This is a genomic window from Mesorhizobium sp. 131-2-1, from assembly GCF_016756535.1.
Classification (GTDB): domain Bacteria; phylum Pseudomonadota; class Alphaproteobacteria; order Rhizobiales; family Rhizobiaceae; genus Mesorhizobium.
On record NZ_AP023247.1, the window covers coordinates 72740 to 98703 of the forward strand.

21 protein-coding genes and 1 tRNA gene are annotated in these 25964 nt (G+C 65.3%); 14 read left to right on the plus strand and 8 right to left on the minus strand.

All coding sequences use genetic code 11. The features are described from left to right. The first annotated feature begins 7 nt into the window (after positions 1-7). The 4 genes from JG743_RS00345 to JG743_RS00360 are packed head-to-tail and all read left to right on the plus strand — an operon-like array spanning position 8 to position 4862. A complete protein-coding gene (locus tag JG743_RS00345) occupies positions 8-1108 on the plus strand; it encodes a microcin C ABC transporter permease YejB (RefSeq protein ID WP_202296906.1) in 1101 nt (366 codons plus the stop codon). Continuing rightward, positions 1108-2247: an ABC transporter permease gene (locus JG743_RS00350; protein ID WP_202296908.1), complete on the plus strand. Its 1140-nt coding sequence runs from the start codon at positions 1108-1110 to the stop codon at positions 2245-2247. Before JG743_RS00345 ends, JG743_RS00350 begins: the two co-directional genes overlap by 1 nt. Next, positions 2244-3872, plus strand: a complete 1629-nt coding sequence (locus tag JG743_RS00355; RefSeq protein ID WP_202296910.1) for an ABC transporter ATP-binding protein — start codon at positions 2244-2246, stop codon at positions 3870-3872. Before JG743_RS00350 ends, JG743_RS00355 begins: the two co-directional genes overlap by 4 nt. Positions 3873-3920: 48 nt before the next feature. Further along, positions 3921-4862 carry a 2-hydroxyacid dehydrogenase gene (locus tag JG743_RS00360; RefSeq protein WP_202296912.1) on the plus strand — a complete coding sequence of 314 codons (942 nt, stop codon included), beginning with the start codon at positions 3921-3923 and terminating at the stop codon, positions 4860-4862. On the opposite strand, the gene JG743_RS00365 is transcribed toward JG743_RS00360, so the two are convergent. After that, positions 4859-5233 carry a hypothetical protein gene (locus tag JG743_RS00365; RefSeq protein ID WP_202296914.1) on the minus strand — a complete coding sequence of 125 codons (375 nt, stop codon included), beginning with the start codon at positions 5231-5233 and terminating at the stop codon, positions 4859-4861. The genes JG743_RS00360 and JG743_RS00365 overlap by 4 nt on opposite strands. Before the next feature lie 105 nt (positions 5234-5338). Further along, positions 5339-6271 (minus strand): methyltransferase domain-containing protein, encoded by a 933-nt coding sequence (locus JG743_RS00370; protein ID WP_202296916.1) that lies wholly within the window; start codon positions 6269-6271, stop codon positions 5339-5341. 109 nt (positions 6272-6380) lie between these two features. Here JG743_RS00370 and JG743_RS00375 point away from each other — a divergent pair, with 109 nt between their 5' ends. Both JG743_RS00375 and JG743_RS00380 read left to right on the plus strand, forming a co-directional pair. Next, positions 6381-7391, plus strand: coding sequence for a ligase-associated DNA damage response exonuclease (locus tag JG743_RS00375; RefSeq protein WP_202296918.1), 1011 nt, complete (start codon positions 6381-6383; stop codon positions 7389-7391). A gap of 1 nt (position 7392) precedes the next feature. Then, positions 7393-8994 carry a cisplatin damage response ATP-dependent DNA ligase gene (locus JG743_RS00380; RefSeq protein ID WP_202296920.1) on the plus strand — a complete coding sequence of 534 codons (1602 nt, stop codon included), beginning with the start codon at positions 7393-7395 and terminating at the stop codon, positions 8992-8994. A gap of 160 nt (positions 8995-9154) precedes the next feature. Here JG743_RS00380 and JG743_RS00385 read toward each other — a convergent pair whose 3' ends face one another. Further along, positions 9155-10342, minus strand: coding sequence for a hypothetical protein (locus JG743_RS00385; protein WP_202296922.1), 1188 nt, complete (start codon positions 10340-10342; stop codon positions 9155-9157). Between the two features lie 355 nt (positions 10343-10697). Between JG743_RS00385 and JG743_RS00390 the strand changes: the two genes are divergently transcribed. Next, positions 10698-10773 (plus strand) — tRNA-Thr (locus JG743_RS00390). Between the two features lie 301 nt (positions 10774-11074). After that, positions 11075-12037 carry a phosphatase PAP2 family protein gene (locus JG743_RS00395; protein ID WP_202296924.1) on the plus strand — a complete coding sequence of 321 codons (963 nt, stop codon included), beginning with the start codon at positions 11075-11077 and terminating at the stop codon, positions 12035-12037. A gap of 143 nt (positions 12038-12180) precedes the next feature. Here JG743_RS00395 and JG743_RS00400 read toward each other — a convergent pair whose 3' ends face one another. From JG743_RS00400 to JG743_RS00420, 5 genes are all read right to left on the minus strand, one after another. After that, the gene (locus JG743_RS00400; RefSeq protein ID WP_202296926.1) at positions 12181-13767 is read right to left on the minus strand and encodes an indolepyruvate oxidoreductase subunit beta family protein; all 1587 of its coding nucleotides are present in this window, start codon (positions 13765-13767) and stop codon (positions 12181-12183) included. Further along, positions 13760-15913 (minus strand): thiamine pyrophosphate-dependent enzyme, encoded by a 2154-nt coding sequence (locus JG743_RS00405; RefSeq protein ID WP_202296928.1) that lies wholly within the window; start codon positions 15911-15913, stop codon positions 13760-13762. The genes JG743_RS00400 and JG743_RS00405 overlap by 8 nt, the downstream gene beginning before the upstream one ends. A 44-nt stretch (positions 15914-15957) precedes the next feature. Further along, entirely contained in the window at positions 15958-16440 is a 483-nt protein-coding gene (locus JG743_RS00410) for a MarR family winged helix-turn-helix transcriptional regulator (protein WP_202296930.1), read from the minus strand. Continuing rightward, positions 16440-18011: a phytoene desaturase family protein gene (locus JG743_RS00415; RefSeq protein ID WP_202296932.1), complete on the minus strand. Its 1572-nt coding sequence runs from the start codon at positions 18009-18011 to the stop codon at positions 16440-16442. The genes JG743_RS00410 and JG743_RS00415 overlap by 1 nt, the downstream gene beginning before the upstream one ends. 163 nt (positions 18012-18174) lie before the next feature. Then, positions 18175-18966, minus strand: a complete 792-nt coding sequence (locus JG743_RS00420; protein WP_202296934.1) for a cyclase family protein — start codon at positions 18964-18966, stop codon at positions 18175-18177. Positions 18967-19085: 119 nt separating this feature from the next. On the opposite strand from JG743_RS00420, the gene JG743_RS00425 reads away from it, so the two are divergent. The 6 genes from JG743_RS00425 to JG743_RS00450 all read left to right on the plus strand — a co-directional run bounded on the left by JG743_RS00425 (position 19086) and on the right by JG743_RS00450 (position 25959). After that, on the plus strand, positions 19086-20660 hold the full coding sequence (locus JG743_RS00425; protein ID WP_202296935.1) for a phytoene desaturase family protein: 1575 nt from the start codon (positions 19086-19088) through the stop codon (positions 20658-20660). A gap of 113 nt (positions 20661-20773) precedes the next feature. Continuing rightward, a complete protein-coding gene (locus JG743_RS00430) occupies positions 20774-22300 on the plus strand; it encodes an ABC transporter substrate-binding protein (protein ID WP_202296937.1) in 1527 nt (508 codons plus the stop codon). Between the two features lie 100 nt (positions 22301-22400). Continuing rightward, a complete protein-coding gene (locus tag JG743_RS00435) occupies positions 22401-23408 on the plus strand; it encodes an ABC transporter permease (protein ID WP_202296940.1) in 1008 nt (335 codons plus the stop codon). Beyond that, positions 23401-24249, plus strand: a complete 849-nt coding sequence (locus JG743_RS00440) for an ABC transporter permease (RefSeq protein ID WP_202296942.1) — start codon at positions 23401-23403, stop codon at positions 24247-24249. Before JG743_RS00435 ends, JG743_RS00440 begins: the two co-directional genes overlap by 8 nt. Before the next feature lie 8 nt (positions 24250-24257). Next, entirely contained in the window at positions 24258-25136 is an 879-nt protein-coding gene (locus JG743_RS00445) for an ABC transporter ATP-binding protein (RefSeq protein ID WP_244673029.1), read from the plus strand. Next, positions 25129-25959 (plus strand): ATP-binding cassette domain-containing protein, encoded by an 831-nt coding sequence (locus tag JG743_RS00450; protein ID WP_202296946.1) that lies wholly within the window; start codon positions 25129-25131, stop codon positions 25957-25959. Before JG743_RS00445 ends, JG743_RS00450 begins: the two co-directional genes overlap by 8 nt. Positions 25960-25964: the final 5 nt, after the last annotated feature.

A 25964-nucleotide genomic window follows, 5' to 3' on the forward strand; every position in this document is an offset into this window, starting at 1 on the left:
CGGCCTGATGGGCGCTTATATCCTGCGCCGCATCCTTTTGATGATCCCGACCCTGTTCGGCATCATGGCGATCTCCTTCGCCGTCATCCAGTTCGCACCCGGCGGGCCGGTGGAGCAGGTCATCGCCAGGCTCACCAACCAGGGCGGCACCGACCGTCTCGGCGGCGGCGGTGGCGATGCCGGTGGTGGCGGGGGCAATATCGATGTCGCCGGCGACGTCAGCTCGAAATACCGCGGCGCGCAAGGGCTCGATCCCGAATTCATCAAGAAGCTGGAAAAGCAGTTCGGTTTCGACAAGCCGCCGCTGGAGCGCTTCGGCATGATGCTGTGGAACTATTCCCGCTTCGATTTCGGCGACAGCTATTTCCGCGACATCTCGGTGCTCGACCTGATCCTGGAAAAGATGCCGGTGTCGATCTCGATCGGCCTGTGGATCACGCTCCTGTCCTATCTGATCTCGATCCCGCTCGGCATCCGCAAGGCGGTCAAGGACGGATCGGCCTTCGACGTCTGGACCAGCGGCGTCGTCATCGTCGGCTACGCCATCCCCGGCTTCCTGTTCGGCATCCTGCTGATGGTGCTGTTTGCCGGCGGCTCGTTCTGGGACTGGTTCCCGCTGCGCGGCATCGTTTCGGATAATTGGGACCAGTTGTCGTGGCCGGACAAGATCGTCGACTATTTCTGGCACATGACCTTGCCGCTCACCGCGCTGGTGCTGTCGGCTTTCGCCACGACCACGCTGCTCACCAAGAACTCCTTCCTCGAGGAGATCCGCAAGCAGTATGTGGTGACGGCGCGCGCCAAGGGCCTTTCGGAGCGAAAGGTGCTTTACGGCCACGTCTTCCGCAATGCGATGCTGATCGTCATCGCCGGCTTTCCCGGCGCCTTCATCTCGGCCTTCTTCACCGGGTCGCTTTTGATCGAGAACATCTTCTCGCTCGACGGCCTCGGCCTGCTCGGCTTCAAATCCGTCGTCGACCGCGACTATCCGGTGGTGTTCGCCAATCTCTACATCTTCTCGCTGCTCGGCCTGTTCGTTAACCTCCTGTCCGACCTGATCTACACCTGGGTCGATCCGCGCATCGATTTCGAGCGGAGGGATGTCTGATGGCGGAAGCCGCTGCAGTAACGACGCCGCCCCGCATCGCCCGCCCCTGGCTGTCGCCGCTCAACCAGCGACGCCTGCAGAACTTCAAGTCGAACCGGCGCGGCTTCTGGTCGTTGTGGATCTTTCTCGTCCTGTTCGTGCTGTCGCTGTTTTCCGAGTTCATCGCCAACGACAAGCCGATCATCGCCTCCTACAAGGGCGAGATCCTGTTTCCGGTGCTGGTCGCCTATCCGGAAGAGAAGTTCGGCGGCTTCTATGCTGTGACCGACTATCGCGACCCCGTCATCCAGGACGAGATCAACGCCAATGGCTGGATGATCTGGCCGCCGGTGCGCTACTCCTATCAGACGGTCAACAATGCCATTCCCGAGGCGGCGCCGACCAAGCCGTCCTGGCTCTACGACAAGAAGACGCTGTGCAACCAGTATCCGCAAGGTGCGGCCGACCCGAACTGCTCCGTCGGCAACTGGAACTGGCTGGGCACGGACGACCAGGCGCGCGACGTGCTGGCGCGGCTTATCTACGGCTTCAGGATCTCCGTCCTGTTCGGCCTGATCCTGACCGTGGGATCATCGCTGATCGGCGTGGCCGCCGGCGCGATGCAGGGCTATTTCGGCGGCTGGACCGACCTTCTCTTCCAGCGCTTCATCGAGATCTGGTCGGCGATCCCGGTGCTCTACCTGCTGCTCATCGTCGCCGCCATCCTGCCGCCCGGCTTCTTCATCCTGCTCGGGCTGATGCTCTTTTTCTCCTGGGTGGCGTTGGTCGGCGTGGTGCGCGCCGAATTCCTGCGCGCGCGCAACTTCGAATATGTCAATGCAGCGCGCGCTCTTGGCGTGCCCAACCTGACCATCATGTTCCGGCACCTTCTGCCCAACGCCATGGTGGCGACGCTGACCTTCCTGCCCTTCCTGCTCTCAGGCTCGATCTCGACATTGACCTCGCTTGATTATCTCGGCTTCGGCCTGCCGCCGGGCTCCGCGTCGCTCGGAGAGATGCTGAAACAGGCGCAGCGCAACCTTAATGCGCCGTGGCTCGGCATTTCCGCCTTCATCGTCATCTCGCTGATGCTGTCGCTGCTGGTCTTCGTCGGCGAGGCGACACGCGACGCCTTCGATCCGCGCAAGACGTTCAAATGAGCGAGCCCCTGCTTTCCGTCCGCGATTTAAGCGTCGCCTTCGCGCAAGGCGGCAAGCAATCGCTGGCCGTGGATCACATTTCCTTCGACATCGCCAAGGGCGAGACGGTGGCGCTGGTCGGCGAGTCCGGTTCCGGCAAGTCCGTCTCGGCGCTGTCGGTGCTGAAGCTGCTACCCTATCCGACAGCCAGCCACCCATCCGGAAGGATCCTGTTCCAGGGCGCCGACCTTCTGTCCATGGACGAGAAAGCCCTCAGGCGCGTGCGCGGCAACAAGATCACCATGATCTTCCAGGAGCCGATGACCTCGCTAAATCCGCTGCACACGATCGAGCAGCAGATCGTCGAGGTGCTGAAGCTGCACCAGGGGCTCGGTGACCGGCAGGCCCGCGCCCGCACGCTGGAACTGCTCAACGAGGTCGGCATCCGCGATCCGGAAAAGCGGCTCGACGCCTATCCGCACCAGCTTTCCGGCGGCCAGCGCCAGCGCGTCATGATCGCCATGGCTTTGGCCAACGAGCCGGAGCTCTTGATCGCCGACGAGCCGACGACGGCGCTCGACGTCACCGTGCAGGCGCAGATCCTCGAACTGCTGGCCGGGCTGAAGGCCCGCAAGGGCATGTCGATGCTGTTCATCACGCATGATCTCGGCATCGTCAGGAAGATCGCCGACCGCGTCTGCGTGATGACCAAGGGCAAGATCGTCGAGACCGGTCCGACCAGGGACATCTTCGCCAATCCGCAGCATGCCTATACCAAGCATCTGCTGGCCGCCGAGCCAAAGGGCAAGCCGCCGGCCGCCAACGCGGACGCCAAGGCGGTCATGAGCGGCAAGGACATCAAGGTCTGGTTCCCGATCAGGCGCGGCTTCTTCCGTCGCACCGTCGACAATGTGAAAGCGGTGGACGGCATCGACGTCACCGTGCGCGCTGGCCAGACGCTCGGCGTCGTCGGCGAATCCGGCTCTGGCAAGACGACGCTCGGGCTGGCGCTGGCCAGGATGATCTCGTCCTCCGGCGCGATCAATTTCAACGGTCGCGACATCAACCAGCTCTCCTTCAACGCCATGCGGCCGCTGAGGCGCGAGCTGCAGATCGTCTTCCAGGACCCGTTCGGCTCGCTCAGCCCGCGCATGTCGATCGCCGAGATCATCGAGGAAGGGCTCAAGATCCACGAGCCGAAACTGTCGCTTGACGAGCGCGACGACAAGGTCGTCGACGTGCTGAAGGAGGTCGGGCTCGATCCCGAGACGCGCAACCGCTATCCGCACGAATTCTCCGGCGGCCAGCGCCAGCGCGTGGCGATCGCGCGCGCCATGGTGCTCAACCCGCGCTTCGTCATGTTGGACGAGCCGACCTCGGCGCTCGACATGAGCGTGCAGGCGCAGGTCGTCGACCTGTTGCGCAGCCTGCAGGCCAAGCACGATCTCGCCTATCTGTTCATCAGCCACGATTTGAAAGTCATCCGCGCGCTTGCCAATGACGTCATCGTCATGCGCAATGGCCAGATCGTCGAAGCCGGGCCTTCCGAACAGATTTTTGGCAGCCCGCAAACGGACTATACTCGGGCGCTGATCTCGGCCGCATTCCGGATCGAGACGGCGCCGACCGGCGTGGTCAGCGAGTAGGTTGAGCCCAAGGCCAGAGCTGAAATGACAGGGAAGAGAAATCCGCACATGGAAAAAGGCCGCGTCCTGCTTGCCGTCACCGGCTTTCACCCGCAGCGCTGGCGCGAGCTGCTGTCGGCCGAGCGCGAGGTGGTGCTGGAGCCGGACGGCGCCAGCGATCCCTCGATCACCTATGCGGTGGTCTGGAAGCAGAAGCCCAATCTGCTTTCGTCCCTGCCCAATCTGCGCGCCATCTTTTCGATCGGCGCCGGCGTCGACCACATCTTCGCGGATCCCGGCCTGCCCGACGTGCCGATCGTCAAGGTGGTCGCCGACAATCTCACGCAATACATGACCGAATACGTAGTCTGGCGCGTGCTCGACCATCACCGCCAGGGCATGCTCTATCAGGCGCAGCAGAAGAAGAAGACCTGGCACGAGCCGCCGCAGCGGCCGGCCGGCGACATCTCGGTCGGCATCATGGGCCTCGGCAATCTCGGCCGTGCCGCGGCGTCGGTGCTGTTGTCGCTCGGCTTCGCGGTCAATGGCTGGTCGCGCACGGAGCGGCCGATGAAAGGTGTTTCCACCTATGCCGGCGAAGCCGGGCTGATCCCCTTCCTCAACGCCACCGACATATTGGTGGTATTGTTGCCGCTGACGGCCCGGACACAGGGCATCGTCAACTACAGTCTGCTGAAGGAGCTGCGCAGGCGCAACGGGCTCGGCGGCGCGGTGCTGATCAATGCGGGACGCGGGCGCCTGCAGAAGGACGCCGACATCCTACGCGCGCTGGACGACGGCACGCTGAAAGAAGCGAGCCTCGACGTGTTCGAGGTTGAGCCGCTGCCGAGGACCAGCCCGCTATGGGCGCATCCGAAAGTGTTCGTGACGCCGCATGCGGCGGCGACCTCGGACCCCGTGCACCTGGTGCCGATCATGCTGCGGCAGATGGCGGCTTACGAGCGCGGCGAGAAGCTCGACAATCTGGTCGATCGCGAGGCGGGGTACTAAGAAGGTTTCGACCCAGGCAGCTCGAACTTGTTCTTCTTCGCCGGCTTGCCGCAGTCCCGGCGCTCGATCGACCGGTTCATGGCGTCGATCTGGCCCGCCGCCTGGTCGGCGTCGCGCCTGGCCTTCGAACGCATATCCGGCGTGAACGGGCCGAAGCCCATGGCCGGATTGGAGAAGGTCGTCTTGGCGGCGGTCGGCAGGTTGTTTTGCTCGGCCAACGCGTTGCGCTGGGCAATCAGCTGATCGCAAGGCACGCTGTCGTATTGCAGCGAGGACTGCACGTCCTCGTCCTGACGTTCCGCCATCGAGGTGCCGCCGACGCAGCCGGCCATTGCCAGGCACGAGGCCAAAACCATGATGTTCCAGCGCATGGTATGTCCCTCTCTTTCGGTATCCGCCCGGCGCAACCCCGACACGCGATTCGGGCTTTTTCGCAGCAGACGGAGGGTCGGCGAGACACAAGGGGGTGGGAAGGATCACGGCGCAGGTGATTTGCCCGCCACCACGGCCAGGCCATCTATCGGCTCGCGGCGGTCGTGCCGGATGACCGCACTTTGAAGCCACCGGGCCGAAAATCCGTTGGCGGCCAGAACGCTCCGCACATAGGCCTCGGAATGGGCGTAGCGGCGGGACGGGCGCAGCGCGAAGCCATCGCCGCCGGCCTGTTCCCCATCAGTCAGCGTCTCGACGGAGAACGCAAACAACCCATCCTCGGCAAGCATGCCGGCGACGGCTCTCACAATGCCTTCAAGCGCGCCGACGTAGATGAAGACGTCGGCCGCAACCACGAGATCGGCTTTCGACCCGGCATAAGCGAAATCCTGCAGGTCGGCCTTGACGAGCCGGTCGTAGACGCCCTTGGCCCGCGCCTTCCGCAGCATGGCAGCGGAGATGTCATAACCCTCAAGCCGGTCGGCGATCGGCCGCAGCCTTTGACCCATCAGGCCGGTGCCGCAGCCGAGATCGAGCGCCAGAGAGAAGTGGCACGGCCGGACCGATCGAATGGCCTGGTCGAGGAATTCGGGCATCCGGTAGCCGAGCTTGCCGACGAGCGACTCCTCGAAGCTCTCGGCATAATGGTCGAACAGGGTCTCGACGAAAGCGCTGGGCGGGGCGGCAGCGGCCGGCGCCTTGCCGGCGAGCTGCAGCTTCAGCGCCGCGCCCAGCCGGTCCACCGGCTCCAGCCGCAATGCCATCGTCCAGGCCTGGGCGGCCTGCTCGGGCTGGCCGGCCGCTTCCTGCATCTCGCCGAGGCGGAACCAGCCGGCCGCCCAGTGCGGCGCCAACTCCAGCGCGCCGAGCAACAGTTCCGCCGCCGCGGCTGGATCGCCGGAGGCACTGAGCATCTCGGCGAAGTCGGCGCGGCGGTCGGCGGTCAGGTCGCCGGACGAGGCCTGGAGCGGTTTCATGGCTTGTTGGATCCCACCGGCAATCGGACCGGCTGGACGGGCTGTAGGATGAGTCAGCAGTCTCTGGCAACAGGCTTCCCGCGCCGGAATTAGCCACTATCTTGGAGCCATGCGTGCCAGCGACCTGCTCAAGCCCCGCCCCGAAGGCCTCTATTGCCCGCCCGGCGACTTCTTCATCGACCCGGTGCGACCGGTGGACCGCGCATTGATCACGCACGGCCATTCCGACCATGCCCGCTCCGGCCACGGCTCGGTGCTCGCCACCCAGCAGACGCTGGACATCATGGGACTGCGCTATGGCGAGGACTGTGCCGGGACAACGCAAGCCGCCGTTCCCGGCGAGACGGTCGACCTCAACGGCGTGTCCGTCAGCTTCCATCCGGCGGGCCATGTGCTGGGCTCGGCGCAGATCGCTGTCGAGCACCGCGGCATGCGCATCGTCGCGTCCGGCGACTACAAGCGTCAGAAGGACGCCACCTGCGAGCCGTTCGAACCGGTCCGATGCGACGTCTTCATAACCGAGGCGACGTTCGGCCTGCCGGTGTTCCGCCATCCGCCGGACGCGGAGGAGATCGCACGGCTGCTGAAATCGGCGGCGCAGTTTCCGGAACGCTCGCATCTGATCGGCGCCTACGCGCTCGGCAAGGCGCAGCGCGTCATGCGGCTGCTGCGCGACGCCGGCTACGACAGGCCGATCTACATCCATGGCGCGCTGGCGAAACTGAGCGAGTACTACCAGAGCCAGGGCATCGACCTTGGCCAGTTAGATCCGGCGACCGTCGACAGCGGCGGCAAGGACGATTTCGCCGGCGCCATCGTCGTCGGCCCGCCGGCGGCCTTCGCCGATCGCTGGGCGCGGCGCTTTCCCGACCCGATCTCCTGCTTCGCCTCGGGCTGGATGCGCATCCGCCAGCGCGCCAAGCAGGGCGGCGTCGAATTGCCGCTGATCATCTCTGACCATGCCGACTGGGACGAGCTGACCGCCACGATCAAGGAGACGGGCGCCGCCGAAATCTGGGTGACGCATGGCCGCGAGGAGGCGCTGGTGCGCTGGTGCGAGCTTGAGGGCATCGCGGCGCGGCCGTTGCATCTTGTCGGCTATGAGGACGAGGGCGATTGAGTTGAACCGCTTCGCCGAACTCCTCGATCGCCTCGTGCTGACGCCGTCGCGCAACGGCAAGCTGACGCTGCTCACCGACTATTTCCGCAGCGTCGAAGACCCCGACCGCGGGCTGGCGCTGGCCGCGATAACCGGCGACCTCTCGATCGCGGCGGTCAAGCCGGCGATGCTGCGGGCGCTGGTGGTCGAGCGCATGGACCCGGTGCTGTTCGGCTATTCCTACGACTATGTCGGCGACCTCGCCGAGACGGTGTCGCTGGTCTGGCCGCAAGCGCCAGGAAATATCCCGAACCATGCGCCGACGCTGGCCGAGGTGGTCGGCAAGCTGCAGGCGGCGAGCCGCTCCGACGGGCCGAAGGTGCTGGCAAGGCTGCTCGACAGCGCCAGCATCTCGGCACGCTTCGCCATCATCAAGCTGGTGACCGGCGGCCTGCGCATCGGCGTGTCGGCGCGGCTGGCCAAGCAAGCGCTGGCCGATCTCGGCAAGGTCGACGTCACCGAGATCGAGGAGCTGTGGCACGGGCTGACGCCGCCCTACACCAGCCTGTTCGCCTGGCTGGAAGGCAAGGCCGGCAAGCCGGAGCGGACCGCGCTTGCCCTGTTCAGTCCGGTGATGCTGGCCAACCCGGTCGGCGACGGCGATCTCGAAAACCTCGATCCGGCAGACTATGCGGCTGAATGGAAATGGGACGGTATCCGGGTCCAGGCGGTGTGCGAGGGCGGCATTCGCCGGCTCTATTCGCGCACCGGCGACGACGTCTCCGGCGCCTTCCCCGACCTCGCCGCGGCAATGGATTTCGAGGCGGCGCTTGATGGCGAACTGCTGGTCGGCGATCCGCGTGAGGCGACGGGAACCTTTTCCGACCTGCAGCAGCGGCTGAATCGCAAGAGCGTGTCGCAGAAGATCCAGCAGCAATACCCCGCCTTCATGCGCTGCTACGATGCGCTGCAGATCGGCGGCGAGGATTTGCGCGCGCTGCCGTTCCGCGAAAGACGAGCTCACCTCGAAGCCTTCATCGGCACGCTCGATCCCGGCCGCTTCGATCTCTCGCCGCTGGTGGAATTCCCAGACTGGCAAGCGCTGGGAAGCCTGCGCCAGGCTCCGCCGCACCCGATCATCGAAGGGGTGATGCTGAAGCGCTGGGATTCGCCCTATCTCGCCGGGCGGCCGAAGGGTCCGTGGTTCAAGTGGAAGCGCGATCCGCACACGGTCGATGCGGTGCTGATGTATGCGCAGCGCGGCCACGGCAAGCGTTCGAGCTTCTACTCCGACTACACGTTCGGCGTCTGGTCAGGGCCGGAAGGGTCCGAGGAACTGGTCCCTGTCGGCAAGGCCTATTTCGGCTTCACCGACGAGGAGCTGAAGCAGATCGACAAATACGTCCGCGACAACACGGTCGAGCGCTTCGGCCCGGTGCGCTCGGTGCGGGCCGACCGCGACAACGGCCTGGTGCTGGAGGTGGCGTTCGAGGGGCTCAACCGCTCGACCCGGCACAAATCGGGCGTCGCCATGCGCTTCCCGCGCATTTCGCGGCTGCGCTGGGACAAGCCGGCCGCCGAGGCCGACCGCATCGAGACGCTGCAGGCGCTGCTCGACAGTTAGGAAATCCAACGCAGGCGCTTCACCCCACCCGGCGCTTCGCGCCGACCTCCCCATCGAGGGGAGGTGGAATGTCGCGCCAACCCCTACCTCCCCTTGATGGGGAGGTCGCGCCAAAGGCGCGGGTGGGGTGCTGCGCCTACGTCGATGGGTCGAGAGACACTCACTGCGCGATCGAGACGCGTATCTCGTAGATGTCGACCGACTTGCCCTGCTTGTCGAAGTCGGAGTTGACGGCGATGGTGCCGGCCGCGCCCGGATGCTTGTCCGGGAACTGCACGTCGAACAGATATTCGTTGCGCTCGTGGCCGACGGCGTAGCGCTTGCGGCCGCAATCGCCGAGTTCGCCGAAATTGCAATCGACCGAGATCTGCGTCTCCTTGCCCTCTTCCGAGCGGGCGACGATGTCGAACATTACATGCTTGCCGATGAGCTTTTCCAGCACGCCCTGGCCGACGTCGAAGGCGATGGCAGAGCCGGAAGAGCCGGAGCGAATGCGTAGGAACGAGCCGGTATCGTCCTGCATCACCTCGGCCTTGGCGTCGGCCGGCGCGGCGACATGGGTCGGGTCAGCCGGCGCGAAGACATTGATCCAGTCGCGCTGCTGCGCGGCGTCGCCCTGTTTTTCCGGCGACCCGGCGGGCGGCTCGGTGGCCTCGTCGTCCTCGACCGTCGGCGGCGCCTGGGGCGGGCCGGTGTCGAGCTCCGCCGCTGTCTTGAAGACGCCGGTCTCCTTGGCGAAGTAGATACCGATGCCGGCGGCCGCCAGCAGCGTCACGCCGAGGAAGATTGCCGTCAGCGGCAGGCGCCGCCCCCTGATCCGACGCTCGTCGCGGTCTGGCGCGACCTCCGCCCCGCCGTCTTCCGCTGTGGCTGTTGCCGGCGTATCGAGGGTCGGGGCATCGGGAAGGTCGCCCGGCATGATATCGGGGACGACAGGCAGCACGCGCGAGCGCGGCGCGTCCGAGGCCGAAGGCTGCACCGGGCCGTCGACCACGATCGCTGGCGATGGCTGGGCAGGTGCCGCCTGGGTCGGCGGCTCCACGGCGGGCGCCGGCGCGGCGGTCTCGGCCGGCACGGCGATTTCGGCAGCCACCGCCGAGGCTATGGCGCTCTCGTCCAACGCGGAGACATCGGGAACCGCCGGCAAGAACTCCGATTCGATCTCGGTGATCTTGGCCTGCACCGCCTTGCGGCGCTTGATGGCCATCTCCACGGTCACGTTCGGATTGGCCTGCAGCACGCGGTCCAGCGCGGCAAAGGCCGAGCGATAGACCCGCTCGCGAAAGACGCGGTCCTCGGCATTGCCCTTCTCCAGGGCGTTGCGGATCGCTTTTTCGATCGCGTCCAAGCCAAATCCCTCTGCACGTTCCTGCCATGATCGTTAGCGGCAGGCGACCAATCAATCAACGGCCCGGCGGCCGCATTCTGCGCGGCTCGACCCAACAAGGCCGATTTCGGCGGTTTTTTCCAAGGAAATCAACATATTTCGCTAAGACCGGCTTGCACCGATGGCGGGGCGCCACCCTCAAAGCGGGCGACGGGGTGCCTTTACCGCCGTTCCAAGCCCCGCCCGCGCCGACACGAATTGCCAGGTTCCGGCTCGAATTCGCGGCTGGTTATTTGAATTCGTCGCTGGGCCATCTTGAATTCGCGGCGGGTTGAGTCTATCACGCAGCCCATCTTGGAGGCCTAGCGCTTCCCGGGCCGCTTTAGCTCAGTTGGTAGAGCACATCATTCGTAATGATGGGGTCGCGTGTTCGAGTCACGCAAGCGGCACCAGTTTTCCCATACAACGCAATTGTGTCCTTGAGGCGCGCCAAGTCCTATTTGGCGACGTCAAAGTTGCGGGTAGTCGTGATCCGAGCAGACCGCGCCAGCACCTGGCGACACTATGATCTGCGAGAGGTGCGGCGGCTACAATTTTCCATGTCTACAACATCATTTCTGAATTCAAACATAAAATATTAGTTTCTTCTAATGTAGATATACATAATTCTAGTCATTACTTTCAAATAACTTCAGACTTGGAATTCACTGTTAATCGTTGCCTTCTATAGAGACATCGGTCTGGGTGGAACTCATGAACGACGTCTCGACATCAAGATATATTCTGGGCGGACTGACGGTCTTTTCCTACATTACCGTCTATTCACTCGCATCCCTGCTCGGCCTGAAAATCGAGAACGCCCTGGGCGTCCCCCAGGGTCTTCTGGTCGTTGCGGCCATTGTGGCGAGTTCCAGCCTTTTGAACACCACACCTCTGTTCAGGGCGGCACTGGAAAATTTCCTCTACGGGGCGCTGCTCGTCTTCCCCATCGTGATCGCGACCTATCTCGCAGCGCATCTGAAGATGCCTTGGGCCGACGAAGAGCTGCGGCAAATGGATCAGGCGCTGGGCGTCAACTGGCCGGCCCTGATCGCTTTCGTGGACAGCCGAAAATATCTCTCATTCGCCTTGAACATCGCCTACCGAAGCTTCCATCCTCAGCTCCTGTTGCTGCCGTTGATACTGGCTTCGACGGGACATATCCTGCGCTCATATCAGATGACGATCGTCTATGCTCTAATCTGCTTCATCTCCAGCGTCGTCTCCATCTGGTATCCGGCGCTTGGCACGTACATTAGCTACGACATAGACCCCACCAAGCTTCACTACATAGACGGCGGGCTGGCGACTGTTTTCCTTGATGAGCTGAAGGGCGTTCATTCAAATCCGAACTTTGTTTTCGATTTTAACAGAGCCGCGGGAATTGTGACTTTTCCATCCGTCCACGCTGCCATCGCGGCTCTCTGCGCATGGGCTGCATGGGATATGAAATGGCTCCGCTACCCCATCCTTCTACTGAATATCCTGATGGCGGCTTCCGCCGCCATCGTGTCCAACCACTACATCGTAGACATCATCGCCGGCATAGGGATCGCTGGTCTTTGTATCTCAGCGGTGTCGCTCTCTTTCCGGCCGCGGCGTGTTGCAAAGGTGGCTCGCGCCCGGCGGGGCGTCGATATTCTACCCGCTACGTCAATCTCCGACAGCTCCGCGTGATCTCCGCACCGGCCTACCGTTGATCGAACTACGGGCCGACACATGCGTGGCGTAATCGTGATTGTCGACGCCCGCTTGAAGAACCGCCTGACCGCATAGGCCACGCAAATGGGTAGGCGTGTGAGCGACTGATGGCCGCTCGCTCATGCGGCCGGGCTATCGCCCAGCGTCGCCACCGTCTTCAGCGCGCCGTCGAGCATGTCGCCCTTCTCGTCCTTCAGCGCCGCCTCGCGCAGGCGCCTGATCCAGTCGGCGGCGTCGGCGCGGCCCTTGAGCATGGCGAGCGCCGACAGCACGCGGTCGAACTTCGACTGGGCGCGGGCGTGGGTGTCGCTGTAGCCCTTGATCAGCCGGCGGCAGTTCAGGATTTCCGTGCCAAGTGCGTAGTCTTCGCGGGCGCGAGCGAGCGCCAGGTCGTACCAGCGTTCCAGATGCTCGACCTCCACCTTGTGGCGCAGCAGGCGGCGGCGCCAGCGGCGCAGGCCGCCGATGACCCAGAGCATGGCGAAGCCGGTGAAACTGTCGGTGCGGATGTGGCGGCCGCGGTTGATGCGGCGGTCGAGGAAGGCGGCGAGCTTCGGCCGGTCCTCGATGTAGCTACCCAGCCCCGCCGGCAGCGTGCCGCAGAATTCCTCGATGCGCGGATGGAAATACTCGGTCACCTGCAGGACCGTTCCGTCCTTGACGCCGACCTCCTTGCGCACCCGCCTGTCCCGGGTCGAACGGGTCTTGAGATCGGCGACGCGGATCATGTCGTCGTAGCACATGGCGTTGGCGAGATGTTTCGCGGCAGCAATCGACAGCGCATAGGCGTGATCCGGGCCGTCGAGCGCGACGGCCCTGTCCAGCCGGTCGAGATACTCGCCGCCATAGGCGATGTCCTGGTAATCGACGACCTTTTTCAGGCCGCGTTCGGCCATATCGCGCAGCGGTTCCGGCAGCGACGCGACACGGGCGGCAAGCTCCTGCCAGCCCTTCAGCAAGGTTTCGGGACCACTGACCTTCGCCGTTGACCTGGCTTCGGAGACGGCAGGTTGAGCCACCGCCTTCTCGCCCGCCGGCACGGTCGCAACGCCGCGCGCGCGATCATAGGCGGCGCCGAAGGCTGCCAGGCTCTGCTTGACGCCACGGCCGCCGGCACTGACTGCCTGCTCGTAGTTTTCGCGCGCGAACGGCAGCGCGTCGGAGCCGGCCAGCGCGCCAAGCAGGCTGGCCGAGATCATCGTGCCGTTGTCGGCGGCGATCTTCTCCATGTCGAAGGCGATGAAGCGCCTAGCGGCTGCCTGAGCCGTGGCGTGCACCTTCTCGGACGAGGCGCGCCCATCGCCCGGCTCGATCTTTTCCGACACCGCGGCGATGCGATGCGATGAGGTGATCAGCGTCGTGCGCTCGGGCGTCACGAAGCCGCGGATGATGGCGCGGCCTGCCTCCATCAGTTCGGCGGCGATCAATATGTCGACATCGCCCTGCGAGGGCGACAGCGCGAAGACCGGCAGCCGGCCGGTGTCGCGGGCCATCTCGATATAGTAGATCGTCGCACCGGTACGCTGGGCGACGCCGGCGACCGAGGTCGATTGCGCAACATAGCCGCTGCGCTCGGCGACGTCGGTGATCCAGTCGGCAAGCACGCCGCCGCCCTGGCCGCCAACGGCAAGCACGGCGAGTTTTATCACCCGCTCGTCGCCGGCAGCGTCCGTCTTCGGGCGCGGGGCTGTGTTCTGGTCAAGCATCGGCGAACACCAGCCTGCGGCTTTCGCGGCGGCGCTGCAAAAGGCCGATCACGGCGCGGCGCGCGCTTTCCAGGAAGCGGTCCCAGCGGCCGGGATTGTGGACGACATCGGCGCGGTAGAAGGACGGGCAGAGCACGGCGGCGTCCGCCACCTCGCCGCAATTGCCGCAGCCGACACAGTTCTGGTCGATCGATGCCACCGGATCGTCGCGCAGCGGATCGTCGAGCGACTTCACCGACAGCGACGGACAGCCGGAGAGCCGCATGCAGGCGTGGTCGCCTGTGCAGATGTCCTCGTCGACACCGAACTTCGGCTTCACCACGCGCTCGCCGCCCTTGATCGCCTTGTCGACCAGCGGCTTCTCGCGGCGCTGGCGGTTGAGCATGCATTCGGACGAGGCGACGATAACCTTAGGACCCTTCTCCTCGGTGGTCAGCGCCTCGCGGAGCGTCGCTTGCATCTTGCCGACATCATAGGTGCGATCGATGTGGCGCAGCCACTTCACGCCCATGCCTTTCACCGCCTCGGTGATCGGATGCTTGGTAGATTTCGTACGGTTCGAGGCGCGCGACGACAGGATGTCCTGGCCGCCGGTGGCGGCCGAGTAGAAGTTGTCGACGATGACGATGACGCCGTCGTTCTTGTTGAAGACCGCGTTGCCGATCGAGGAGGTCAGCCCGTTGTGCCAGAAGCCGCCGTCGCCGACGAAGGAGATCGAGCGGCGCTTGGCGTCCGGCGAATTGAAGGCCGACGCCGAGGCCGGTCCCAGCCCGTAGCCCATGGTGGTGGCGCCAAGCTCGAAGGGCGGCATGATCGAGAACAGATGGCAGCCGATGTCGGAGGCGATGTGGTGTTTGCCGAGCTCCTGCTCGACCAGCTTGGTCGCGGCGAAGATCGGCCGCTCCGGGCAGCCGATGCAGAAGCCTGGCGGGCGGCCGGGAACGACATTGACGAGATCGGCGGTGTCGACGCCTTCGCCGAGCTTATTCGGCGCCCTCACCTCGCCCGGCAGCAGATGCGGGGCGTTGGCGCGCAGGAAGGAGCCGATGCCGTCGAGCATGACCTGGCCGGTGTATTCGCCGGCCATCGGCAGATGCTCCTTGCCGACCAGCTTGGTGCCGCGGCTGGCCTTGTGCAGCATGGCGGCAAAGGCCTGCTCGATATAGTTGGGCTGGCCTTCCTCGACGACCAGAACCGCCTGCTTGCCTTCGCAGAAGCCGAGGAATTCATCGTCGATCAGCGGATAGACGGCGTTGAGAACATAGAGCGGCACGTCGGTGTCGCCATAGGTGTCGGCGAGGCCGAGCCGCTGCAGGGCGCGGATGGCCGAATTGTACATGCCGCCCTGCATGACGATGCCGACGGAGCCGTGATCTGAGCCGAAGATCTCGTTGATCTTACGGCTCTTGATGAAATCCACCGCCGCTGGCCAGCGCTTCGCCACCTTCTCCTTCTCATGCAGGAAGGAGGCGGGCGGCAGCACGATGCGGCCGGTGTCGCGGCGCGGCGCTTCCAGCGCATCCGCCACTGACATTGGCGGCCGTTTGTTGTCCTTGGCGACGAAGTGGCCATGGACGTGGCAGCAACGAATGCGCACCTGCAGCATGACCGGCGTGTTGGAGGCCTCCGACAGTTCGAAGCCGTCCTCGACCGCCTTGACGATCGAGGGCAGGTTGGGGCGCGGATCGAGCAGCCAGACCTGGCTCTTCATGGCGAAGGCATGGCTGCGCTCCTGCATGATCGAGGAGCCCTCGCCATAATCCTCGCCGACGATGATCAGCGCACCGCCGGTGACACCGCCCGAGGCGAGGTTGGCCAGCGCATCGGAGGCGACATTGGTGCCGACCGTCGACTTGAAGGTGGCGGCACCGCGGATCGGGTAGTGCACGGAGGCGGCAAGCATCGCGGTGGCGGTGGCTTCGGAGGCGCTCGCCTCGAAATGCACGCCGAGCTCGCCCAAAATATCCTGCGCGTCGGCGAGTACGTCCATCAGATGGCTGATCGGCGCGCCCTGGTAGCCGCCGACATAGCCGACGCCGCATTGCAGCAGCGCCTTGGTGATGGCGAGGATGCCTTCGCCGGCGAACTCCTCACCGGCACCGAGTCTCAGCTTCTCAACTTCCTTGGCAAAAGACCGTTCGGCCATGGTGGCCTCCTTCCGTTGCCGCCGGCATCCGGCGGCGCGTACGTCTAGATGTCGTGCTTGCGGATGTTCTTCAGCATCTTCTGTAGAATCGCGATCAGAGCCGCGTATTCGGTATCGTCGACGCCGTCGAACATCGCCTCGAAGGCGTCGTGCATGGCCGGCCAGGCGCGGGTGAACAAAGCGCGGCCGTCATCGGTCAGGAACACGTGGCGGATGCGGCTGTCGGTGACGCCCTGCTCGCGCCGCACCAGGCCCTGCCCCTCCAGCGTGTCGAGCGTGCGGCTCAAGGTCGACTGCTCGATAACGGTGTAGACCGACAGGTCGTTGACAGTGACGCCGTCGGCGACGGAGAGCACGGCCAGCGTGCGGACCTGCGGAATGGTCAGGCCCTGCTTGCGGAAATCCTCGCGCAGCGTGGCGTTGTAGCGGCCCATTATGCGGTTCATCAGATAGGGCGCGAACTGCTGCAGGCCGATCTCGCCCAAGGTCGAGATGCGCTGGCGCTTCTGCTGGACCTTCTCTTCCATCACAGCCTCCCCGCCAGCAGGAAGCCGGAGCCGCCGCCGAGCCCGGCGCCGGGATGGGTGGAGGCGCCGATATGGTAGAGGGCCTTGATGCCAGTTTCGTGGTTGCGGCTGGCCTTGAAGGGTCGCCACAGGAAGGCTTGGTCGATCGTCGACGAGCCGCCATAGGGATCGCCGCCGACCAGGTTGATGTTCATCGCTTCGAGATCGGCCGGCGAATAGGCGCGGCGCGCGATCACGCTCTCGCTGAAGCCGTCGATGTGGTTGGCGAGGATCGCCTCGACGCGATCGGCATAGGCTTCGCGTAGCTCGGCGTTCCATTGCCCGTCCGCCGGCGCCGCGAGCTTGCCGGCGGCATCGCCCTTGATGTGGCGCGGCGCCTCCGGAAGCTGCAGCCAGAGGATCGCCTTGCCCTCCGGGCAGCGCGACGGATCGAGCGCATGCGGCTGGCCGACGCAGATGGTCGGCACCTCCGGCAGCAGGCCGCGCACCGCTTCGTTGCAGGCTTTCGATACGCCGTCGAGGCCAGGCGTCAGATGCAGCAACGCCACCTTGTCCAACCCCTCGCCGCGCCATGCCGGCGGCTTGTCGAGGGCATAGTGGATCTGGAAGTTGCCCTTGCCGTAGCGATAGTCGTGTGTCGCTTCGACAGCCGCCTCCGGCGCATCCCTGCCGAGCAGTCGGCCATAGAGCTGGGTCGGCGTGACCGAGCAGATGACGCTCTTCTTCGCATGCACCGTTTCGCCCGACGCCAGCCGCACGCCGGTGGCGCGGCCGCCATCGAGGATGATGGAGGCGACGTCCGCTTCGGTGGAGATCACGCCGCCGCGCTCCTTGATCAGCGCCTCGAAGGCGGCGAGCAGGTTCTTCGCGCCACCCTTGACGATCGGCGCGCCCGCGGCCTCCAGCGCAAACGCAATGACCCTTGCGATCTGGCCGGAGAAGGCGTCTTCCGGCCCGAGGCCGGCATGAAGCACCCAGGGCGCCCAGAGCGCGCGCGTGGTTTCGGATTGGTAGCTGCTCTCCAGCCAGCCGCGCGCCGGCGCCAGCGCCTCGCCGAGGAAGGCGGCGAGGTTGCGCGGCCCGCGCCGCCAGGCCTCGCCAGTGAGCAGCCTGGTCGTCGGATAGGACCAAAGCGCCCCGCCGAGCAGGCCGAACAGCAAGCCGGCATTGCGCTCGATGCCACCGACGTCGTTACCGTGGCGGTCGCCGTCGCCCGCGGCAACCTTGTTCAGCGCCGCGATGTTGGCGGCGCGGTCGGTGGTGAGCACCGCGTGACTGCCGTCGGGCCTCAGCACCCCGGTCGGCGTCGCGGTGTGGCAGAATTCCAGCCCGTGCCGCGTCAGGTCCTTGCCGAGCGCGGCAAAGGCCGGCGAGGTGATGAACAGCACGAAGGTCGTCGCCATCACGTCATGGACGAAGCCGGGCGCGGTGATCTCCTCGGTGCGCATGCAGCCGCCGATGCGGTCGTTGCGCTCCAGTACAAGCACGCGCGCGCCCTTGGCGCCAAGCATCGCCGCACAGACCAGAGCGTTGATGCCGCTGCCGACGATGATGTGGTCGGGGGCGTTCATTGATGATTGCTCCCGGGCGGCGGGCGGTGGAGTTCAATTGCGCGGGCTGGCGTTCCTTCGCGGCGCCGTAGAGCGGCAGCGTTGCAACGCTGCCACTTCCTACCCACCATCGCGACATTGCCTGCGAGCATGATCTTCTCCCGAAGACCGCCTCCTCGCGCCCCTATTTGCCCGGCACCAGCGCCAGCGCGCGGATCGGGCTGCCGGTGCCATGCTCGATCTTGAGCGGCGCGGCGATCAGGATCGCGCCCTTCGGCGGCAACTGGTCGAGGTTGCAGAGGCTGGCGAGGCCATAGCGGTTGGCCTTGTGCATCAGCGTGTGCGCCGGGAATGGCGGCTCCATGCCGCCGGCCTTGCCGGCGTCGGTGCCGATGGTCTCTGAGCCCCAGCCCTTGATGTCCTTGCTGATCAGGAACTGGATGGCCTCCGCCGTCGGGCCGGGCGTGTGCGGGCCGGTTTCGTTGGCGTTGAGGAACTCGGCTTCCGAACCGTTGCGCTTGTACCAGTCGGTCCGCATCACCACCCATTCGCCCGGATTGATGGCGCCATGCTTGGCTTCCCAGGCCTTGATGTGGTCGACGGTGAGCAGGAAATCGTGGTCGGCGGCGGCTTCCTTGGAGCAGTCGATGACGTTGACCGGGCCGACGAAGCTCTGGACCGGAATGGTGTCGGTGGCGCCGTCCGGATAGTCCTTGCCGGTGATCCAGTGCTGCGGCGCATCGAAATGCGTGCCCGAATGTTCGCCGAGCTTCAGCCAGTTCCAGGCCCACCACGGACCATTCTTGTCATAGCGGGAGATCGAATGGATCTCGACCTTCGGCGTGTCGACGGCGAGCTCCGGCGGCAGCTTGATCAGCGGCGTGTTCGGCCCGAGCGGCGCCGACAGGTCGACCACGCGTATGGCGCCCGAAAGGAGCTGGCCGGCGACCTCGCCGAGGAGTTTTTGCGTGTCCATGGTTTTCTGTTCCCTCTTGTCCGTGATCCATCAAGGCTCGTTTCGGCCCTTAATATCCTACTAGACGAAAACATATGCATCTGCAATTATCTTTAAGCATAAAGCAATTGGGGCGGGGCGTGAGCGAGTTCGACGCCATCTTTGTCGGGGCAGGCCACAACAGTCTGGCATGCGCCGCGCATCTGGCGCGCAAAGGCTGGAAAACAGCCATTTTTGAACGCAGCGCGGCAATCGGTGGCGCGGTGCAGACCCGCGAGTTCACCCTGCCCGGCTTCCGGCACGATTTCGGCGCGATGAATCTCAGCCTGTTCGCCGGCTCGGCCTTCCACCGAAAATATGCAAATGAATTGAAAACCCACGGGCTGGAATTCGCTCCCGTGGCCGACTGTTTCGCCAGCGCCTTTCCGGACGGGAAATGGTTCGGCGTCAGCAACGATCTGGAGAAGACCGTCGCGCGGCTGGCCGCCTTCTCCGCCGCCGATGCGGCCAGCTGGCGCCGGCTGGTCGCCGCCTTTCCAGGTGAAGCCGAGCACCTTTTCCGGCTGCTGTGGTCGCCGATGAGCGGCCGGGCGCTTGCCGGCACGGCGTGGAACCTGTGGCGCAAGAAGGGCCTTGCGGGCGCGCTCGACACCGGCCGGCTGCTGCTGTCATCGCCGCGCGCGTGGCTGGAAGAGAATTTCGAGACGCCGCATGTCCGCACGACGCTTGCAGCCTGGGGCATGCATCTCGACTTCGCGCCCGACATCGCCGGGGGTGCTGTCTTCCCCTATCTGGAATCGATGGCCAACCAGAGTTTTGGGATGGTGCTGGGCAAGGGCGGCGCCGACACCATCATCCGCGCGCTTTCAGGCATGGTGACTGCGGCCGGCGGCAAGATCGCCACCGGCGCCGAAGTGGCCGAGATCACGGTCGCCGGCGGCAGGGCGACCGGCGTGCGGCTAGCGTCCGGCGATTTCCACGTCGCCAGCAAGGCGGTCATCGCCGGCGTCGCGCCTAAGGCGCTTGCCGGCAGGCTCCTGCCCGAAGGCTCCGGCGACGCGACCTTCGATGCGGCGATGAAGACATTCCGCTACGCGCCGGGCACGATGATGATCCATCTGGCGCTCGACGATCTGCCGGAATGGCGTGCCGGCGCCGAGCTCCGGCAGTTCGCCTATGTGCATCTTTCACCGTCTCTCGACGCCATGTCGCGCACCTACCAGCAGGCGATGGCGGGCACGCTGCCCGACCAGCCGGTCCTGGTCGTCGGCCAGCCGACGGCGGTCGACCCGTCGCGGGCGCCGGCGGGCAAGCATGTGCTGTGGGTGCAGGTGCGCATGCTGCCGGCCGAGATCACCGGCGACGCGGCCGGCAAGATCGCGCCAGATCACTGGGACGCGGTCAAGGACGCCTATGCCGAGCGCGTGCTCGACATCATCGAAGGCTACGCGCCGGGGCTGCGCCAAAAGATCCTCGGCCGCGCCGTGTTCTCGCCGCTCGACCTCGAGCGCGAGAACCCGAACCTCGTCGGCGGCGACCAGATCTGCGGCAGCCATCATCTGACCCAGAATTTTCTCTTCCGCCCGGCGCGCGGCTTTGCGCGCTGGAACACGCCGGTCTCAAACCTCTACCTCACCGGCGCCGCGACATGGCCCGGCGCCGGCACCGGTGCCGGATCGGGCTTCATGCTCGCTGAACAGTTGGGCGGGAGGTAGGACCGACGATCTTTCCGGGATGCAGGAGGGCAAGGCGCGGTTGCCCTAGGAGCCTGAACCCAACGATCGAATGAGAATGCCGCGCGAAGAAACACAACCACAGGGGAACGACCATGACCATCAACAGACGTGACTTGCTCGGATATGGCGCGGCGGCGATCGGCGCGACCGCTATCGGCCTGCCCAAGGCAGCCAGGGCAGCGGGAGAGCTGACCATCGCCTACAACGTCAACTTGCCGTCCTGGGACCCGACGACCGGACCTTCGGCCGTCAACCCGACCATCCAGGGCCTCTACCAGTCGGTGTTCGACCAGATCATCCCGCAGAAGCCGGACCTGTCGTTCACGCCGGGCCTGCTCACCGAATGGGGCTGGAACGACGACCGCACCAAGGTGATGATGACGGTGCGCGACGGCGTGAAATGGCATGACGGCTCGCCCTTCACCGCCGAGGACGTGGTGTGGTCGCTGCAGCGGGCGGGCGACGAGAAGACCGGCAACCCGATCCAGTTCGTCTGGAAGAACGTCAACAACTTCAAGATCGACGGCAACAAGATCACCGGCGACGTCGTGCAGTTCGACCCGGTCTATTTCAAGTGGATGTCGTTCCTGACCGGCTACATCATGCCGAAGGCCTATTACGAGAAGGTCGGCGCCGAAGGTTTCGAGAAGGCGCCGATCGGCACCGGCCCCTACATGGTCGACAAGTTCGAGCGCAACGCCTTCCTGCGGCTGAAGGCCAATCCGAACTACTGGGGCTCGAAGCCGGCCTTCGAGAATGTGACGATCAAGTTCGTCACCGACGCGGCGAGCCGCGTCGCCGAAATCGAATCCGGCTCCTCGCAGGTGACGCTCGAAATCCCCTATGAGGAATACGACCGGCTGATCGCCAAGGACGGGCTCGCGGGCTCTTGCAAGAATGTCTCCGACATCGGCATGATCTTCTTCAACGACATCGAGGCGATGCTGGACAAGAACGTCCGCCAGGCAGCCGTGATGGCGGTGGACAAGGAGCTTCTGGTCAAGCGGCTGCTGCGCGGCTATGGCCAGCCGATCGCCACGCTGGAGACGCCGGAATACGCGGCCTTCGATGCCTCGATCAAGGTCGAGCACAATCCGGAAAAGGCCAAGCAATTGCTTGCCGCTTCCGGCTATTCGCCGGAGAAGCCGGTCAAGTTCACCATCCAGACGACCAAGGGCTTCAAGCCCAAGGATTATGAGATGATCCAGGCCATCGTCGGCATGTGGCGCAAGGTCGGCATCGAGGCGACGATCGAGGTCTACGAGATCGCCAAGCATTACGAGCTGCGCGCCGCCGACAAGCTGGCACCGGCCGCCTTCTACAACTGGGGCAACTCCATCGGCGATCCGACGACGTCGACCGGCTTTGCCATGTATGGCCCGAGCCCGCATTCGGTGTGGGACAGCCAGGACCTGATCGACATGATCAACCCGCTGTGGGGCGAGAAGGACGAGGCCAAGCGCATCGCCGGCTGGAAGGCGGTCGACAAATACGTCGCCGAGCAGGCCTATGTACTGCCGCTGATGCAGTATGCGCAGCCGATCGTGCACTCGAAGAAGGTGAATGTCGTGCAACATGTGTCGGGCGCGCTGCTGCCGGCGCTGATGACCCCGGCCTGACTGTGTCCCGGCATTCCGGGGCATAGCATTCCGGGGCAATAGCATTCAGGCGCGCCATCACTGTCGATGGCGCGCCCTTTCCGCCAGCCTATAGGCGACCATGCTTCTGCAAAGATTTCTGATCCGTCTTGTGACAATGCTGGTCACGCTGTTCGGCGTGGCCGTCGTCGTCTTCGTCGTCATCCGGGTGGCGCCCGGCGACCCGATCGCCATGATGCTGCCGCCCGGCGCCAGCGATGACGACATCGCGCGGCTGCGGGCGCTCTATGGGCTCGACAAGACCATCGTGCAGCAGTTCTTCATCTGGCTGGCGGGCGTCGTCCGCGGCGACTTCGGCACTTCGATATCGCTGCGCCAGGACGTGCTGGGGCTGGTCTTCGACAGGCTGCCGGCGACGCTGGAACTGGCAATCGTGGCGCTGCTGATGGCGGTGGCCATCGGCGGCACGGCGGCCATCCTCGGCGCACGCGAGCGCGGCACGGCGGTCGAGGCCGGCATCGACATCGCCAGCGGCACCGCGCTTTCGATACCGGACTTCCTGTGGGGGCTGGTGCTGATCCTTTTGTTTGGCGTGCTGATCCCGGTGTTCGACATTTCCGGCCGCGTGTCGCCGCAGCTCGACCTGCCCTTCGTCACCCAGTTCTATTTCTTCGAGAGCCTGCTTCGGCTCCGCCTCGATCTCACCTTCGACCTGCTCAAGCACATGCTGATGCCGGCGGTGGCGCTAGCGCTGCCGCTGGCGGCGATCATCGCCCAACTCTTGAAGCAGTCGCTGAAGGAGGTGCTCGACCTCGACTATGTCGTGCTGGCCAGGGTGAAAGGGTTTTCAGAGACGCAGGTCATCCTGCGCGAAGCGCTGAAGAACGCGGCGCTGCCGACGCTGACGCTGGTCGGCGTGCAGTTCACCTTCCTCATCGGCGGCACGGTCATCGTCGAGCGGCTGTTCTCCTATGAAGGCCTCGGCAACATGGCCATCGATGCCGTCATCAACCGCGACCTGCCGCTGATCCAGGGCATCGTGCTGGTCTTTGCGCTGCTCTTCGTGCTGATCAACCTTGCCGTCGACATGATGTATGCGCTGCTTAATCCGAGGCTGCGCCATGGATGACGCCCGCATCGCCGGGCGCGGCTTGCGCCCGAGGCTGTGGCTGGCCGGCGGATGGCTTCTGCTGGCGCTGCTAGCAGCCATCTTCGCGCCGCTGATCGCGCCGCAGGACCCGCTGGCGCAGGACCTGATGCTGGAGCGCCTGCCGCCCTTCTGGCTGGATGGCGCCGAACCCGGCTATTGGCTGGGCACCGACAGCCTCGGCCGCGATCTCTTGTCCCGCCTGATCTTCGGCGGCCGCATTGCCTTCATCGTCGCCTTCGCCGCCGCTTCGGCCGCCTGCCTCGTCGGCTCGACGCTCGGGCTGATCGCCGGCTATTTCGGCGGCTGGGCCGACCGCGTCATCTCGCGCATCGTCGATATCTGGATGGCGTTCCCGCCGGTGCTGTTCGCCATCCTTTTGGTGGCGGTGCTGGGCACGGGCCTCAGCTCGGTCATCATCGCCATCGCCGTCATCGACTGGACGCGCTTCTGCCGGGTGATCCGCGCCGAGGCGATGGGCCAGGCGCGCATGGACTATGTCGAAAGCGCGCGCATCGCCGGCTATGGCCGCATCGGCATCATGCTGCGCGAGGTGCTGCCCAATGTGCTGCCATCGATCGTCGCGCTGTTGTCGCTGGAGATGGGCATCGCCGTCATCGTCGAGGCGATCCTGTCCTTCGTCAATTTGTCGATCTCAACCGACGACCCGACATGGGGCGGCATCATCGCCGAAGGCCGGCTATCGATCCACCAGGCCTGGTGGGTGCTGGTATTCCCGTTGGTCACGCTGATCCTGACCGTGCTGTCCTTCGGCCAGTTCGGCGAGGCGCTGAAGGCGCGCTTCGATCCGGTGCTGCGATGAGCGCGGCCATGAAACCCTGCCTCGAAATCCGCTCGCTCAGCGCCGTGCTGCCCAACGGCCAGCGCGTGCTGCGCTCGGTGTCGCTCACCGTCCGGCCCGGCGAGGTCCGGGCGCTGGTCGGCGAGAGCGGCGCCGGCAAGACGATGGTCGGCAAGGCTGTGCTCGGCGTCCTGCCGTCCAGCGTGCGCGTTGTCGAAGGCGAGATGCTGCTGGAGGGCGAGGACCTCGGCGCCCTGCAGCCCAGGGCGCGCCGCACGCTCATCGGCGCGCGCACGGCGCTGATCCCGCAGGATCCGCTGACCGCGCTCAACCCGTCGCGCCGCATCGGCCCGCAAATGACCGACAGGCTGGTGCGCATCCTCGGCTGGCGCGGAGAGCGGGCCGATCAGCGCATCCGGCAATTGCTCGACGAGGTGCAGATACGCGACCCCGAGAGAGTACTGAAGAGCTATCCGCACGAGCTGTCCGGCGGCATGCGCCAGCGTGTGCTGATCGCAGCCGCCTTTGCCGCCGAGCCCCGTTTGATCGTCGCCGACGAGCCGACGACGGCGCTCGACGTGACGGTGCAGAAGCAGATCCTGCGGCTGATCGCGCAACTGCAGCGCGACCACGGCACGGCAATCCTGTTCGTCACGCATGATCTCGGCGTCGTCGCCAAGATCAGCCAGAAAGTGTCGGTGCTCTACGCCGGTAAGGTGGTCGAGGAGGCCGGCACCGCCGACCTCTTCGCATCGCCGCAGCACCCATACACGCGGGCGCTGATGGCAGCGACGCCGCGCTACACCGATCCATTCGCGTCGCTGAAGCCGGTGGACGAAACGGTGCTGACCGGACTGGCGACGGAGATCGCTGCTGCCGACCAGGCATGGAGGCCGCGCCATGGCTGAGCCCCTGTTCTCGGTGCGCGGGCTGAAGGTGGCGCTGCCCGACATGACCCGCAAGCCGCTGATCGGCCGGGCGCCGCTGGCCGAGATCCTGAAAGGTCTGGATTTCGACCTGCCGAAGGGGTCGGTAACCGGCATCGTCGGCGAGTCCGGCTCAGGCAAGTCGACACTGGGCCGCGCCCTGGTGCGGCTGATCGAGCCGAGCGACGGCGCAATCAGCTTTGAGGGGCGCGACGTCAGCCATCTTTCGGAAGCGGAGCTGAGGCCGCTCCGCCGCGACCTGCAGATGATCTTCCAGGATCCGATGTCGTCGCTCAACCCGCGCCATACGATCTTCAGCATCATCGCGGCGCCGCTCAGGCAAAATGGCCTCGGCGACAGGCTGAAGGAGCGCGTGGCCGAAGCCCTGCAGCGTGTTGGCCTGCCGCAGAACTTCGCCGGCCGCTATCGCCACGAGCTTTCGGGCGGCCAGCGCCAGCGTGTCGGCATTGCGCGGGCGCTGGCGCTGTCGCCCAAATTCGTGCTGGCCGACGAGATCGTCTCCGGCCTCGACGTTTCGACGCAGGCGCAGATCCTGACCTTGCTCGAAAAGCTCGCGGCCGAAATGGGGCTGACCGTCGCCTTCATCAGCCACGATCTGTCGGTGATCCGCCGGCTCTGCCAGCAGGTCATCGTCATGCGCGAAGGCAGGATCGTCGAAGCGAGCGCCACCGACGCGCTGTTCGGGAATCCCAAGGACGCCTACACACGCGACCTGCTCGCCGCCATCCCGCTCCCCGAGATCGACGCGGACTGGCTGCGGCCGCCCGCGAAGGCGCCGGCATGAGATGC

What these genes read in the sequence shown, in the direction of transcription:
- JG743_RS00370 (WP_202296916.1), bottom strand. Translation starts at nt 6,271, where the DNA reads ATGAAACCGCTCCAGGCCTCGTCCGGCGACCTGACCGCCGACCGCCGC.
- JG743_RS00400 (WP_202296926.1), bottom strand. Translation starts at nt 13,767, where the DNA reads ATGCTTGACCAGAACACAGCCCCGCGCCCGAAGACGGACGCTGCCGGC.
- JG743_RS00375 (WP_202296918.1), top strand. Translation starts at nt 6,381, where the DNA reads ATGCGTGCCAGCGACCTGCTCAAGCCCCGCCCCGAAGGCCTCTATTGC.
- JG743_RS00355 (WP_202296910.1), top strand. Translation starts at nt 2,244, where the DNA reads ATGAGCGAGCCCCTGCTTTCCGTCCGCGATTTAAGCGTCGCCTTCGCG.
- JG743_RS00415 (WP_202296932.1), bottom strand. Translation starts at nt 18,011, where the DNA reads ATGAACGCCCCCGACCACATCATCGTCGGCAGCGGCATCAACGCTCTG.
- JG743_RS00445 (WP_244673029.1), top strand. Translation starts at nt 24,258, where the DNA reads ATGAAACCCTGCCTCGAAATCCGCTCGCTCAGCGCCGTGCTGCCCAAC.
- JG743_RS00405 (WP_202296928.1), bottom strand. Translation starts at nt 15,913, where the DNA reads ATGGCCGAACGGTCTTTTGCCAAGGAAGTTGAGAAGCTGAGACTCGGT.
- JG743_RS00395 (WP_202296924.1), top strand. Translation starts at nt 11,075, where the DNA reads ATGAACGACGTCTCGACATCAAGATATATTCTGGGCGGACTGACGGTC.
- JG743_RS00350 (WP_202296908.1), top strand. Translation starts at nt 1,108, where the DNA reads ATGGCGGAAGCCGCTGCAGTAACGACGCCGCCCCGCATCGCCCGCCCC.
- JG743_RS00440 (WP_202296942.1), top strand. Translation starts at nt 23,401, where the DNA reads ATGGATGACGCCCGCATCGCCGGGCGCGGCTTGCGCCCGAGGCTGTGG.
- JG743_RS00410 (WP_202296930.1), bottom strand. Translation starts at nt 16,440, where the DNA reads ATGGAAGAGAAGGTCCAGCAGAAGCGCCAGCGCATCTCGACCTTGGGC.
- JG743_RS00430 (WP_202296937.1), top strand. Translation starts at nt 20,774, where the DNA reads ATGACCATCAACAGACGTGACTTGCTCGGATATGGCGCGGCGGCGATC.
- JG743_RS00450 (WP_202296946.1), top strand. Translation starts at nt 25,129, where the DNA reads ATGGCTGAGCCCCTGTTCTCGGTGCGCGGGCTGAAGGTGGCGCTGCCC.
- JG743_RS00365 (WP_202296914.1), bottom strand. Translation starts at nt 5,233, where the DNA reads ATGCGCTGGAACATCATGGTTTTGGCCTCGTGCCTGGCAATGGCCGGC.
- JG743_RS00345 (WP_202296906.1), top strand. Translation starts at nt 8, where the DNA reads ATGGGCGCTTATATCCTGCGCCGCATCCTTTTGATGATCCCGACCCTG.
- JG743_RS00435 (WP_202296940.1), top strand. Translation starts at nt 22,401, where the DNA reads ATGCTTCTGCAAAGATTTCTGATCCGTCTTGTGACAATGCTGGTCACG.
- JG743_RS00420 (WP_202296934.1), bottom strand. Translation starts at nt 18,966, where the DNA reads ATGGACACGCAAAAACTCCTCGGCGAGGTCGCCGGCCAGCTCCTTTCG.
- JG743_RS00360 (WP_202296912.1), top strand. Translation starts at nt 3,921, where the DNA reads ATGGAAAAAGGCCGCGTCCTGCTTGCCGTCACCGGCTTTCACCCGCAG.